Annotated in this window: 6 protein-coding genes and 1 pseudogene; all 7 read right to left on the reverse strand. The window is 44.3% G+C overall.

Annotated features, from left to right (window positions below):
• Positions 1-239 precede the first annotated feature (239 nt).
• The 7 genes and pseudogenes from QUA40_RS08935 to QUA40_RS08965 all read right to left on the reverse strand — a co-directional run bounded on the left by QUA40_RS08935 (position 240) and on the right by QUA40_RS08965 (position 14,258).
• Positions 240-755: a DUF1499 domain-containing protein gene (locus QUA40_RS08935; RefSeq protein WP_333124174.1), complete on the reverse strand. Its 516-nt coding sequence runs from the start codon at positions 753-755 to the stop codon at positions 240-242.
• Between the two features lie 67 nt (positions 756-822).
• Positions 823-2,481, reverse strand: a complete 1,659-nt coding sequence (locus QUA40_RS08940; protein ID WP_333124178.1) for an adenylate/guanylate cyclase domain-containing protein — start codon at positions 2,479-2,481, stop codon at positions 823-825.
• On the reverse strand, positions 2,456-5,026 hold the full coding sequence (locus tag QUA40_RS08945; protein WP_333124181.1) for a response regulator: 2,571 nt from the start codon (positions 5,024-5,026) through the stop codon (positions 2,456-2,458). The genes QUA40_RS08940 and QUA40_RS08945 overlap by 26 nt, the downstream gene beginning before the upstream one ends.
• Positions 5,023-5,416: pseudogene (locus QUA40_RS08950) on the reverse strand (response regulator). The gene QUA40_RS08945 and the pseudogene QUA40_RS08950 overlap by 4 nt, the downstream one beginning before the upstream one ends.
• Positions 5,417-5,626: 210 nt before the next feature.
• Positions 5,627-7,051, reverse strand: coding sequence for a response regulator (locus QUA40_RS08955; protein WP_333124182.1), 1,425 nt, complete (start codon positions 7,049-7,051; stop codon positions 5,627-5,629).
• A gap of 7 nt (positions 7,052-7,058) precedes the next feature.
• The gene (locus tag QUA40_RS08960; protein WP_333124185.1) at positions 7,059-11,003 is read right to left on the reverse strand and encodes a PAS domain S-box protein; all 3,945 of its coding nucleotides are present in this window, start codon (positions 11,001-11,003) and stop codon (positions 7,059-7,061) included.
• A gap of 513 nt (positions 11,004-11,516) precedes the next feature.
• Complete coding sequence (locus QUA40_RS08965; protein ID WP_445301137.1) at positions 11,517-14,258, reverse strand: family 10 glycosylhydrolase; 2,742 nt, start codon at positions 14,256-14,258, stop codon at positions 11,517-11,519.
• Positions 14,259-14,578 lie beyond the last annotated feature (320 nt).

The following is a 14,578-nucleotide window of genomic DNA, read 5'->3' on the forward strand; positions in this document are numbered from 1 at the left end:
AGCTTCACCTGACCGAAGCAGATAGACTTTTTCATCGTCTTCCACCAGACTACTCTTAACATACAAGGGACACGGCATTGCTGTGTCCTACTCCCTCTGCTGGACAATCCTTTGCGCTGTGCCTAATGTTAATAATTGTTAACTAGGTTGTGAAAAATCAATATTATATAGTATTACCAAAATATCAAAGCCCCTCATCTTGCAGGAGAGGGGCTTCAGGAAAGCTAGAAATTTTAAGTTCAGAGTTGATTGAATTGAGTTCTGATAGCTTCTATCCGACTGCGGTTAACTCCCATATCCGACTCTCCCAGACGCGAAGCCGATCGCACATGGATGACTTTTGCTTCATCATCTACCAAAAATTCAACGTCATCCACAAACCCCATCAAAGCACTGGTGAACTCCGCATACAGGTAATTATCAGTTGCCGTGATAATTTTAGTTTTTCCATAGGACTCGATCGCCCCTTTGAGCTTTACCATCGCTTCACTCTGGGACGAAGTGTATGCCAAAGGCTCAATTTTGTGTTCGGCATCTTGACTGAAGCTGCTGACGCAGTTGGGGGAACTCGGGCACGCTGCGAGTTTTCCTGACACAATCCCGATATTGGCAGGTCTTGTTCCAGCAAACATTGTTTTTTCTCCTGGTATAGCGATAAAAGTAGCGATCGACAGTACCGCTACTGCTATCAATGACATTAAAATAACTAGGACTCTTTTCAAAGCTGTCGGCGATTTTGTTTCAACTGTTTGCAAAGGATTAGCCCTCCTGAAAGTGCAAATTTAATCTAATTTAAATATTAATTGATATTACCTCTAAAAATCACAAAGATTTACTTTGTTCTTGAATCAACCAGTAAGTCAGGATTCTTCCTTTACCTTTAACCGGGATATGACCCCGTTCTTCAAAAACAAACTGCTCTTTTAAACGATTGTAAGTCTGCACCGTCACTTGAATTTTACCCGGCAATCCGTTGGACTCCATCCGCGAAGCAACATTAACAGTATCCCCCCACAAATCATAGCTAAATTTGCTAATCCCAATAATTCCCGCCACCACCGAACCGCTGTGAATTCCAATCCGCAATTGAAAATTTTCTCCCATTTTGACATTAAACCTCCTCAAAGCTGCCTGCATCTCCAAAGCTAAAAGTGCGATCGCCTCAGAGTGATCCTCCCGCGGCGTCGGCAAACCCCCCACCACCATGTAAGCATCCCCAATCGTCTTAATCTTTTCCAAACCGTGCAATTCAGACAACCTATCGAACTCCGAGAAAATCCCGTTCAAAATTTCTACCAACTGCGTCGGGCTTTTGTGAGCAGAAAACTCTGTAAAACCCACCAAATCAGCAAACAATACGCTCACATCATCAAAATGATCCGCTATCAACTTTTGCTCTTTTTGCAAGCGTTCGGCAATAGGTTTGGGTAAAATATTCAGCAGCAATTTCTCTGTTTGCTCTTGCTGCAATTTCAGCGCTGCCTCAGCTTGTTTCCGCTGAATCAGCGAACCGAGCTGTGTAGCAACCGCACTCACTAATTCCAACAAGCGCGGCTGACATTCCAAAACTTTTTTGCGATAAAAAATCAAAATAGCTAACACATGGTTGTCCGCCACAATTGGCACCCCAAAAGCCGCTTTCAATCCCACACTAACCGCAATTTCCGCTCGTAAAAAAACTTGTTCCGGTGCCGTAGAAACATCCTCGATCCATTCAGACTGCTGCGAGTGCCAAATCCTGCCTGGGAGTCCCATACCGGGAGCAAAAATCAACTGCCAACTTGTTTTTCGGAATTCGGCAAAACTTAAGTCGCTGACGTACCTGCCTGTAGCGCATTTTAAAACGCCCTCACTGCAAGGAATCCAAGCTTCCCCCAGATTCCATTCAATAGTTTGGCAAATTAAACCTAAAATCACATCTATAGCAGACTCAAAGTCCTCAGATTTGCTAATAGCTTGAGTTGCCTTCAGCAGCAAGGTCGTTTCCATTTCAATCTGGCGTCGTTCGGCGATTTCTTGGTGCAACTGGACGTTTTGATGGGTCAACTTTTGATTTTTTTCTTGCAATTGCATTTGCAATGAACGCACAGTAAGTTGATTGCTCACTCGCGCCAATACTTCTTTTACCTGAAAAGGTTTTGTGATATAATCGGCTCCGCCCACTTCAAAAGCTTTTGCCTTATTTATTCCTTCTTCTAACGCGCTGAGAAAAATAATGGGAATTTCCCTAAACTGCGGTTCTGATTTCAGTTTTTGACAGAGTTCGTAGCCGTCTAGATCCGGCATCATAATATCGAGTAAAATTAAATCGGGGGCGCTAGATTGAATCGCATCTATGGCAGAAAAACCATTAGTAACTGGTCTAACTTTATAGCCGTTTTTTTGCAGTATTCTAATTAACAAACGCAGATTATCTGGCGTATCGTCCACTACTAAAATATCTGCTTGATAGTTTTCAGTTTGTTCCGCCTTGATCTGCATTATCTGATTCCTCCGCCTCGGCAATTAAATTGAGAATTTTCTGGTAATCAAAATTATCGAGATAACCCTGGAGGATTTCCGCCAATTCAGGATGAGGCTCCCTTATTTCGTCGATTGTTCTGACAATTAAGTCAAAATCAGCACTGCGGATTACCTGCTTCATGTTGTCTATCCATTCTGCCGGAAGTCTAGGTAAATAAGCAAGCGCAGCATTAGGGAGGGAGCCAGATAAATTATTTCGCTCGCCTGTTGATATAAAGTCCGTTGAGTTAGAGTAGAGATACTTCACCCCCAAATGTTTGGTGAGGGTATCAAATATATCTGTTTTGCGGAAAGGTTTGCTAATAAAATCGTCGCAGCCGACCAATAAAGCAAACGCTTGCCTCCCTTCAATTGTACTAGCTGTCAAAGCAATAATCTTTGGAATCGGGGAGTCGGGATCGGAAATATTCATGGCCCCATTTCCTTGCTGCTGTTGCTCTCTCTGCTTGATTCTAGCCTTAATTTGTTTAGTAGCTTCGTAGCCGTCCATCACTGGCATTCGCACATCCATCAAAATTAAGTGCGGATGCCAATTTTCCCACATTTCTATGGCTTCCTGGCCGTTGGTGGCTTGTTCCACCCGGAAACCTAAAGGAGAAAGCATTTTGACTAAAAGTTGGCGGTTGTCTTCGCGATCGTCCACAATTAAAATCCGGTAGCACGGTTGATTGGGTTCCAACTCACTAACTTCGCGGTTAAGTTCCGGATCGGGAAGCTCAGCAGCATAAACCGCACCGACTGGAATTTCAAATTTAAAAGTGGTACCGAGTTCCAGTTGACTTTCTACCACGATTTCTCCTCCCATCAGGCGGACAAATTGACGGCTGATCTTCAATCCTAAACCCGTACCTTTCTGATTTTTTTGACCGGAAGCTGTTTGAACAAAAGCCTTAAAAATATTGCCCAATTCTTCGGGAGCAATGCCAACTCCTGTATCTTCAATTTCAAATAGAAGGAAAAAATCCGGCACAGTTAAATCCTCTGCCTCATCGCTGCATTCAACCTTGGCAAAATCACTGCTACTTCTCGAAAAATCCCGAATACTTCTTGTGGTATCAAAGCAAGCTATGGGACTATCCAATAAATCCAGAAATCCCGATTTTTCTAATTTTATAACTCTTAATATAATTTCGCCTTTTTGCGTAAACTTAATCGCATTACTCAGAAGATTAATCAGCACTTGCCGCAGTTTAATATCATCGGTTCGCACGTACTGAGGAACGTCAGCATCGCGCTGGAAACGCAACTGCAATTCTTGATTCTCTACCCGCAGTTGAAACATATCTTGCAAATCGTCAAGAAAGCGGTAGAGGTCGAAGTTTTTTGGGTTGATCGTCATCCGCCCCGCTTCGATTTTTGACAAGTCTAAGACTTCATTGATCAACGTCAGCAAGTGTTCGCCACTACGCCGAATAATTCTCATATTTTGTCGGTTTTCGACACTAAGATCCGGGCTGGGTTCCATGAGTTGTGCAAAGCCGAGTATAGAATTGAGAGGGGTGCGTAACTCGTGGCTCATATTGGCAATAAACGTGCTTTTAGCTTTGTTTGCTGCTTCAGCAGCTAATGCGGCTTGTTGCAGTTGTTGTGTGCGTTCATCAATTTGGGCTTCTAAGGTGTGGTGGTATTCTGCTAGTATTTTTTCGGATTGTTTGCGATCGCTAATATCTTGAAAAGCTGCGATCGCATAAACAATATTTCCGCTAGCGTCAAAAATCGGCGTGGTATTGATCTCGATCGCAATTCTTTTGCCATCTTGACGGATTTCTACATCGTCAACCTTGACAGATTCTCCTTTCAGTGAGCGCAAAATTGGCAGATGATCCGGCGGGTACAGCTCATCACTATTGGCAACATAAAGTTGATAAGTGGCAGCTAATTGTTCCGCAGTGCTTTCCGGGATAGTGTCTGCACCCAACAAATCCCGCGCTGCCTGGTTGAAATAGGCGATCGAGCCATCGGGATGATAAACAGATACCCCCACTGGCAAAGCTTCTAAAAATTGACTCAGGCGGCTTTCACTCGCAGACAGCGCCTCATTTGCTAGCTTTAACTTCTCATTCACTTCTTGGCGCTTATGAATTTCATCTGTTAACTTTTGATCTTGTAAATAACTGTGAACTGCTTCTACTACCGTTAATTTTAAGTCTTCATTTTGCCAAGGTTTAGGAATATAACGGTACAATTTAGCATACTTAATAGCATTACTCAGGGCTTCCAAATCTGCTTGCCCCGTTAGCATAATGGTCAGCGTCTCCGGCGAGCTTTCGTGAATTCGTCGGAGCAGTTCATCCCCTTTAATATCCGGCATGATATAATCGGAAAGCACCAAAGCAATCTCGTATTCATCAGCCTGCAAATCAGCCAGCAACTCTAAAGCATCAGCCCCCCCTTCAGCGGTTTCAATTATACACCGATCGCCGATCGCCTTTTTCAGTTCAATCTTTAAACTATTCAAAACGTCAGGTTCATCATCAATACAAACAATCACAGGTTTTTTCATAACTTAGCCAGCCCAGATTTTATAGTCTCTATTAAGTCTTTGCTTTGCCAGGGTTTGTACAAACAACAGTATAAATCTGCTTCTTCTACTGCCCGCTGAACAGCCGCTGCATCCGCTTGTCCAGTCAACATCACTTTAATAATTTTAGGATATTTTTGGTGAACTTTAATTAAAAGTTCATCACCTTTAATTCCCGGCATCAGCCAATCAGAAACAACCACAATCACCTGAGCTTTGTTCTTGAAAGTCCTCCAGTAAATCTAAAGCTTCATCACCACTTTCCGCTAATTCATAAAAGTAATCATTTTTAAATTCATTTTTTAGCTGAATCTTGAGAGTATTCAAGATATCGGGTTCATCGTCAACGCAAAGAATTACAGGCTTATTCATCTTTTCCTCTCTGCTTAAATTTTAGTAGGTTTACCGACATGACTTCCTTTTACATTATTGATTTCGGGCAACTATGCAAGATATCTGTGCCCTATCTTATTTTAATAGCACTTCCGAAGATAAACCCGGTTTCTCGTAATAAATCTTGTATTTGTCAGCGAGACAGCGACAAGTGTCACCGGGAATCAGCCCCATGCAGGTAAGTTTTGTTTAATAAATTGGCAGCGAGACTGTAAAAGTTGTCTCCCCCGGTACAGAATCTACAGCAATGGTGCCTTCGTGTTTTTCCACAACTTTTCTCACAATATCCAATCCCAAACCGCTACCTTCGCCCGCAGATTTAGTCGTAAAAAACGGCTGAAAAATTTTGGGAAGAACTTCTGAGGGAATACCTTTGCCGTTATCAGTAAACGTGAGGAAAATATTTGCCTCTTGCTGCCGAGTTTCAATCGTCAAAATACCTTTATAATCCATTGCTTGCAGGGCATTATGAACGAGATTAGTCCAAACTTGATTTAAATCATCGGGATAGCACTTAATTTCGGGTAACTCTCCATAATTTTTAACTACTTCTATACCGTGTTTCAGTTGATTTTGATAAAGGGTTAACACCGTTTCAATGCCATCGTGCAAGTTCGCCTGGACTTTTTCTGGTTTGCTATCAAAATGAGCGTAGGTTTTTAAGGCAAATACTACTTTCCCAGACTTCGCTGTTGCTCTTTGGATCAGGCTAATACTTTTTTTAAAGCTAGCAAACTGGTAAGCACTATTTAAAACTACTTCCCAATCCGGCGATTTAAAAAGCGGCAAGAACTCTTCTATTTTTTCGTAGATTTCCATGTCAACTAAAGTATCCGCAATTTCCTCGGAGTTTTCAACAGATTCTGCCATCAAATCCGCCGCCAACTGCTGCTTAAATTTTCGTTTCTCTCTGCTGGTAAATAAATTTTTTTGATGGGTGGCTCTGTACAGTAAAGCTAAAAAATAAGCTTTGCTTGCGTCAGAAAGTTCTAGATAAATTTGAGGAAATTTATCTAAAAACTCGTCTGAAAAATTAGCTATATTATTAATAGAGGAACCTATAATGCCCAGGGGGGTATTGATTTCGTGGGCAATGCCGGCAATCAGTTGTCCCAGGGCTGCCATTTTTTCCGATTGAATCAAATGGTCTTGAGTGGCTTGCAGTTGGTGCAGCGCCGTTGCTAAATCTTGATTTTTTTCTTGCAAAGTTTGTTGCAATGAACAAATTTTTAAATGAGTTTCTATCCGGGCTAAAACTTCTTCAACCTGAAACGGTTTAGTAATAAAGTCAACTCCGCCCACTGCAAAAGCTTTAACTTTATCCAGCACGTCATTGATTGCACTAATAAAAATAACAGGAATGTCTTTGGTAATTTCAGAAGTTTTGAGTTGCTGACAAACTTGATAGCCGTCCATTTCCGGCATCATAATATCCAGCAGCACTAGATCCGGGGGTATTTTTTGAGCAGCAGACAATGCTAGCTTGCCATTGGGTACGGGGCGAACTTGATAGCCTTTTTCGCTCAATATTCCGGTCAGCAGCCGCAGGTTTTCGGGCGTATCGTCCACTACTAAAATATTAGCTCTATTGGTTATAGGTAAAGTTGAAGTCATCGGGTATTTACTGTTTCTCGCTGAGTTCGATTATGTTCAAAATTCTGTCATATTCAAAATTATTAATGCAATCTTGAAGTTTGGCCGCAAGAGAGGGATTGAGAGTGCCGATTTGTGCGATCGAAGTTGCGATCGCCTCCATGTCCACACTCAAAATACTTTGCTTGAATTCAGCCATCCAGTCTGGAGAAAGAGACGCGAAAGCCTCCGGTGTCAGCACCTCCTGACTTGACTCCTCTACACCTGCGGCACTTACTGCGGTTGGATCTTCATAAATATAGCGTACTCCTAAATGTTTTCCCATTGCCACAAAGATATCCTCCTCTCGGAACGGTTTCCGCATAAAATCATCGCAACCCGCCGAAAGAATCACCGCCCGTTCTTCCTCCAAAACGCTAGCAGTCAGGGCCACAATCGCCGTTGCTTGCCCGCTAGTTGTAGTTTTAATCTGTTTCGTTGCCTCATAGCCGTCCATGACAGGCATTCTCATGTCCATCCAAATCAGATGCGGTTCCCACTCCATAAAAATATCAACCGCTTCTTTACCGTTATTCGCTTCTCTCAACTCAAATCCGAGTGGACTAAGAAGTTTTACTAACAGTTGGCGATTCAAAGGTTTGTCGTCCACAATTAGCAAGCGATAACTCGGCTGATTCGGTTCGAGGGCAACAACTCGACGTTGAGTTTTTTTGCTTTCAATATCACTAGCTTCAACCAGATGAACTTGGATGTCAAACTGAAATACTGCACCCTTTCCGATCTCGCTGCTAACAGTAATTTCACCTCCCATTAATTGCACGAACTGGCGACTAATAGCTAAACCTAAGCCCGTTCCTTCCTGAGAATCTTTACCTGTTTTCGTCTGCACGAATGCTTCAAACAACTGATGGATTTCCTCAGCAGCAATGCCTGCACCAGTATCTTGAACTTCAAAATGCAGCCAGTAGCGGCCGGGCAATTGGTCTGTGCTGTTTTTATGTATATTCCGCTTTCCTCCTTTGACTTGCACCGACACTCCCCCTTCTGAAGTAAATTTAATTGCATTATTGAGCAAATTTATTAAGACTTGCCGCAATTTAACTTCATCTGTACAAATGTAATGGGGAACCTCGGCGTCTCTGTCGAAGATTAATTGCAAACCTTTTTGCTCAGCTTTGAGAGCAAACATATCTTCTAAATCGTCGATTAGTTGGTACAAGTCGAAGCTTTTTTCATTAATCGTCGTGCGTCCGGCTTCGATTTTTGATAAGTCTAAAACTTGGTTAATTAAAGCCAGTAAATGTTCGCCACTCTGCAGGATAATTCCGGCATCTTCTTGATTTTCCTGAGACAAAGTTTTACTGCGTATCATGACTTGAGCAAAGCCGATGACCGCGTTCAGGGGCGATCGCAATTCGTGGCTCATATTGGCGAGAAAGGTACTCTTAGCTTTGTTTGCTGCTTCGGCCGCTTCTTTCGCCTGCTGCATTTTGATTTCCGCTTGTTTGTTATCAGTAATGTCTTTAATAAAACCTTCGTAGTAAAGTAAATTTCCTGCTTCATCGCAGACAGCGCGACAATTTTCCGAAATCCAGATTATGCTGCCATCTTTGCGGTAAATTTCCGATTCAAAGTTTGATAGTATCCCGGACTCGTTCATCAGCGCTGCAAATTCGTCGCGGCGGTTGGGTTTCACGTAAAGCTGGTTATTGAAATTCGGCTGGGCTGCTATTAAATCTGCCGGCGAGTCGTAACCGTAGATGTTAGCTAAAGCGGGGTTAGCGCTGATGTATTTCCCGTCAATAGCAGTTTGAAAAATTCCATTCAAAGCATTTTCATAAATGTTGCGGTACTTTTCTTCTGCTTCCCGGAGGGCAGTTTCTGCTTTTTGGCGATCGGTAATATCGCTAGAAATCGACAAAAAACAAGCTTCTCCCTCAATATCGATGGTTTCTATAGACAGCAGTGCCGTTCTTTCTGTACCATTTTTATTGCGAAACCTCAGCTCATAATTGTGAAGAGCCGTCTTATTTTTTAACATTTGAATCATACGATCGCGCTCTCCCAAACTCGCCCAAAAATTGAGTTCTACCGCTGTTTTTCCAATAATTTCTTCGTGACTGTACCCCATCATCCGACAAAAGCTCTCATTGGCTTCTATGTGGCGACCATCGCTGATTCTAGTCAGGGTAATCGCATTAGGACTTAAACGAAAAGCTTTAGAAAACTTTTCTTTTGCCTTGGCAAAATCGGCGGTACGTTCTGCAACTTGCACTGCTAAATTGTCGTTGTATTCCTTTAATACTTTCTCCGCTAGTTTGCGTTCTGTAATATCTTGAAAAGCGCACATCCCGTAGATAATATGTCCTTGAGCGTCATAAATAGGGGTTCCCCAAACTTGCAGGGGAACAGTTTTGTCACTCGATGAGATTTCCATGTCATCAACAGTTACACTTTTACCCTGCAAAGCATTTAAAATTGGGTCGCGTTCCGCCGGGTAAATTTCCTGAGTGCCAGCTAAATAAACTCGGTAGGATTGACGTAAACTTTCGGCATCTGCTGCCACAATTCCTTGAGATAAAAGTTGCTCTCCGGTAGGATTAATGTAGTGAGGTTGACCGTTGGGTTCTGCAATAAAAATCCCGAGCGGTACTGCATTTAAAAATTGTTTTACTCGGTTTTCGCTTTCCGACAGAGAAGTAAATGAATGCTGCAATTGCTCGGCCATGCTGTTAAAAGCAATGGCAAGTTCTCCGAGTTCATCTTCGCGATTCAGAGTGAGCTTTGTATCCCATTCATTCCGCGCCAAAGCTTTCGCCGCCGCATTCAATTTTAAAATCGGCTGAACTACCCATTTAGCAGTAAGAATTCCCAGGATTGTCGCCCCGATCAAAGCTGCAACCGACAGCCAAAAAGTCGTGCGCGTATTGGCGTTAATTTGCTCCATAAAGTCGGACTCGGGCACAACTACCACAATCAGCCAATCCAACCCCCGCTCGTCTTTAAAAGGAGCTACCTGAATAAAATTTCGCTTGCCGTCAACATCGAAAGTAAGCTGTTGAGAATTATTGATTTTAGCTAAGCTATCGTAGGATTTATCTAAATATTGTGCAGTTTGGCGAATTACCGGATTCTCGCTTTCTGAAGCTTTAATGCGCCTTGTTTCTTTACCTTCCACCACGAATTCTTGACCGGGCGTTGAAGTGGCAATTAACATCCCCGATCGCTCCATCACAAAAGTTTGTCCCGATTTGCCAATTTTGAGGCTAACCAGAAATTCTTTGATTCGGGAAAACAGCAAATCGCTGCCAGCTACTCCTAACAGCTTGCCAGCGTCATCGTAGATAGGCAAAGCAGCAGTAATTGCCAGTTCCCTCGTCAAAAAATCTGTATAAATTGGAGTCCAGATAGGTTTTTTTGCCGCTGCGGCAGCTATGTACCAAGGGCGAGTTCGCGGGTCGTAAATATTGGCTGAAATTTGCACTAATTGAACGCGGTTTCCCTGAGAGTCCGCAGTATATCGAGCTAATTTATTGCCAGTAGAGCTGTCGGCAGCCGATATCAAAATCCCATTTTTTGTGCGGATGGCTCCCGAATGTTCTCCATTTTCTTTGCCTGTGTAAATGATGCTAATAGAATCAAAATATTGAATTTGTTCGAGGAAATGATGTTCTAGTTTTGGCGGGTCTTCTAGGTTCAACTGTCCCAATTTTATCGATTGAAGATTCAGGTGATTTACAATGTGGGGAATGGACATATAATGTTCCATGCGGTCTTTGATGCGATCGCTAATTTCTCCCCGCAACTGAGCGGCAACATCGTTGACTGCCCGCTGACCGTTTTGGAACGACAGCCAACCTACAACTCCTGCCGTACCGACAATTTGCACTAAAAAAGGAACCACGAGCACCGTTTGTAATGGAGCTTTGCCGATAAATTTTGTAGCCAAACGATTGAGGGGTTTAGGAAACATATTTATCCTAAGAGGAATTGGGCATTGGGCATTGGGAATTGGGCTTTGGTAATGGGTGGGAGTTTTGAGTGTAAATTATGTTCCCTTTGCCCTTCCTTTTCTCCTTATGCTGTAGTTTACTGACGACAGTACCGTCGATCAATTTAACTCAATATAGCGTATTTATACTCAGAGCTTTTTCGTAACTACTGATACAGATAAGTGGGTGCGATCGACCTAAGTCGAAATCATCTGATCTATTGCACCATTCTCAATAAGTCTTGAACGGGCGGACTCTCCTGCCCAACCCCTACTCCCCACAAGAAAATGCACTTTTTGTGAAACAGGCCGTCCAGCCTGTTAAGCGAGAATAACCTGTCGCGCATTTAATTTGTATATTCTGGGCGGGCGGGACGCCCACCCCACCAAACTTGGATTTTTTTTGACAGACAATTTAAAGGCAGAACAGCTTAGTGCAACATCTCAGTTTGAACCAAGAGTAGCTACACAAGAACTCCGCCCAAAAACCTGCATTTACCTGCGATTCAACTCCTTCCTTTCGCCGTAACGTAACAGCATATCCAAACTCTCCAAACGATTTTGCCAAGTTTGCACCTGATAGCTATTGTCGGCAGAATGCAAGCGCATCGAAGATTGGAATTGAGATTGAAAACTCCTTAACAATCTTTTAGCAGTTGCTAAACTTTTCGTAGAAGGATTTGCGGCCAACTTGCTCAAAGCTTGCGCCAATTCATCTGCTCGACTTTGCAAAACTTTCAGTTCAGATTCCGACATCCGCAACTGATTGTTAGCCAACAAAAAACTCCATTCCTGCTTGAGAGCAGTATAGCGCGAAGCCGCCGCTGCAAACGGCTGTCGGTAAGGAATTGGCTCGGCTGCAGAAGTGGAACGCACTGGCGGGCCTTGAGTGCGGTTAAAAAAGCCCTGCATCCCGCTGCTGATACTTTCCACCGCAAAAATAGCATAGCCCCCAGTCGGCAAATCGCGCAAAGCTTGAATTTGGTCGATCGCCACAACTTCCGGCAAACTCAACAACTTAACCGACGGAGAAATCAAAGCCGAACCAAGCATTTGTTCCTTTACCAACGGTTCGGTGATGCGCTGAAGTCGGTTCGTATCCAAAGCATAAGTCATCGGCACAATCAAATCTACAATACCTTGACGAGCCCAAACTTCCCAATTTTGCTGAATTTTGTAAATCCGCTGACTTTCCGGGTGCGGAAACACTGCCACCGACAGAATAGTGCGCGGATAATTCTGCCGTAAAAGCTGAGAAACTTCAGCTACAAAACTATTAATTTGATTAGTTTTAAACTCAACCCACTGCCGCCACAAACTGCCGTCCCTGGGGGAAATATTCACCGGATCTGCACCAGTCAACTGCTTAAACTGCTGCCTTCCCGCAATACCGTAACCGTAAGTAAAATTCGCATTATCATCTTGAAAAGGATAGCGAATATAGTCTAATTGCACTCCATCTACTTTGTAGTTATTAGTAATTTCGCTGACAATTCGCAGCAAATAATTACGCGCTTCCGGGTTCGCCGGATCGATATAAAATTTACCATCGTTAGGATTTTGCGTGCGTCCTTTATTGTCAATATTTGCCCAATCTGGATGGGCGGAAAGCACCGGACCTGGATAAGAACTAGGCTTGCCAATTAAAGTATTGTGACGCTTATTTCCTGTGGCAAAAACCCAAACCCAAGCGTGCAGTTCCATGCCTCGCTCGTGAGCTAATTTAACCGCAGATGCCAGCGGGTTCCAGCCAACAGTCAGGGGATTTTGTTGCGGTGCAACTTGACTGGGATAAATCGTATATCCGGCATTCAAAGTTTCAAAGAAAACGGTATTGATACCGGCGGCTGCGAGTCGATCGAACACTGCGGCCAAACCCTGCTCAGATCGTGCTGCGACGATCGTCCCGCGATCGAGCCAAACCGCCCGAATTTCCGCCCCAACCCGCTGTCCTTCCTTCGGGTAATTTTCCCACAGCAACTGCCGCGCTTCCACCCACTGCTTTCTAGCCTCCGCGTAGTTTTGCTCTTGCAGGAGTTGGTCAAAAGTTTGCAAAACCTGCCGCGCTTGGGCGATCGCCCGTACCCTGATCGCTTGCAGAACAGGGGGGCGACTGGCTGCCGGGCGGCCTCCGCCCTGTTCTGCAGCCACCAGTTGAGGGGAGGTAGCAGCATTGAGATTAACAGGCGTATTAGCTGAATTAGCTGCTGTCAGGGCGCTTTCAAACCTGCCGAGGAGGTTGGTGAGTTCTTGGCGCATCAAATACGCTTCAATGCTGACGATCGGCTTATTGGAATTTGCCTGCACGTCCAAACCGGGCGACGCTGACTGATCCGAAGGGTCTGTAAAAGTTGCAGGTACTGGGTCGGGAAGCGCACCCGAGGGAGAAAGTCGGCTCAGCGGGTTACTAAGCGGCGAATTAGGGCTGTTTCTAGTGACTCTGGAGGGGGGACTTGGTAGTGGGGTCGCGGCAGCAGTGGGCGGCGCTACAGGCCCAGAAGCGATCTTTCCTCCCCAGCGGGCGATCGAAGCTTGCAGCCAAGCCTTATCTACATTTCCCGAACCGTCGCTACCCCAGCGCCAGCCCAGATAGGTAGCGCGATCCGTGGCGATGGCTGCGGAGGAACCGGAACTATCTTTCCAAGTAGCAATAGTTTGACTGTTCGCATCAGCCGGAATCAAGACACCGCCTTGGACTGAGGCATTTTTTTGTTCTGGTGGCATCCAACTGCTGGAAGTAGTGCAAGCCAGATCCCGGCAGCGGCTGCGTGGTTGTGGCGTCGCCGGTTGGGTTAACGGAAAAGCCCAATAGGCCCCAAGGAGCGATCGCAAAGATTGGCGCACCAAGGCAGGGGAACTGCGGCCGACAGGGCCCGAAGCAATCAAGCGGCCGCCCTGGGAGGCCCAAGCTTCTAAAACTTTAATTTGCGCCGGACTCAAAGTTTCAAGGTTGGGCAAAAAAAGCACGTTAACACCTGCTAAATCCGCCGTAGTTTTGATTTCTTCCAGATTGATTGGTTTGTAAGCAATGCCACTTTCCCAGAGGCGCGTGGTAATCTTTACCCAGTCAGGAGAATTCTCCGAACTGCGAACAACGCCCAGAACTACTTCTGCGAAACTCGGAGATGGAAATAGGATGAAGAGATTGAGTAATGTACTCGCTAGAGTTCCAATTAAGACTCTTTGCAAGAAAGTGAAAAAGCGATTTTTTTTAGCCTGGGAGCAGGCATCAGGCATTTGATGAGGCTTTTTGATTTGTTGCATCATAAATAGGAGAATTACCCAGCGCACCGCTAGACAAAAATTTAATAACAATTAAGAGCGATCAATCCGCACCATACAATTTTCTATCCTGCCCTGCAACCTGAATCAGGAAAAAGTGCGCTCGCTCGATTTTAGATTTTGGATTTTAGATTTTAGATTAAAATCTGCGTCCATTTGGGTTGAACAACCAAAAATAAACTTTAGATGCGGGAAAGCTTAACTTTATGCAACTGTCAACAGCCAACAGCCAACTGTCAACTGTCAACAGCCAACAGCCAACTGTCAACTGTCAA

The organism is Microcoleus sp. Pol11C3 (genome assembly GCF_036701485.1).
Lineage (GTDB): Bacteria > Cyanobacteriota > Cyanobacteriia > Cyanobacteriales > Microcoleaceae > Microcoleus.